This window comes from Klenkia sp. AC732, from assembly GCF_979256525.1.
Window position 1 is genome coordinate 1 of sequence record NZ_CEEDOS010000181.1, and the last position, 235, is coordinate 235.

Annotated in this window: 1 protein-coding gene; it reads right to left on the reverse strand. The window is 75.3% G+C overall.

The window, feature by feature from the left end; translation table 11 throughout:
- Nucleotides 1–16: 16 nt before the first annotated feature.
- The coding region (locus AC0IVP_RS22180; RefSeq protein WP_471759315.1) for a phosphoribosylaminoimidazolesuccinocarboxamide synthase at nt 17–235 on the reverse strand (219 nt) is incomplete at its 5' end.

The window sequence follows — 235 nt, forward strand, 5'->3', positions numbered from 1 at the left end:
CTGCTGGCCGCGCCGGTCAGCTGACGGGCGTGCCGGTCAGCTGCTCGTCGGCGGCCACGTAGCGCTCACGGGTGGCCGCGACGACGGCCTCGGGCAGCTCCGGGGCCGGGGACCGACGGTCCCAGCCCGAGGAGGTCAGCCAGTCCCGGACGTACTGCTTGACGTAGGAGGGCTGCGCGGCACCCGGCGACCAGGTCACCGCCGGCCAGAACCGCGAGGAGTCCGGGGTGAGGAC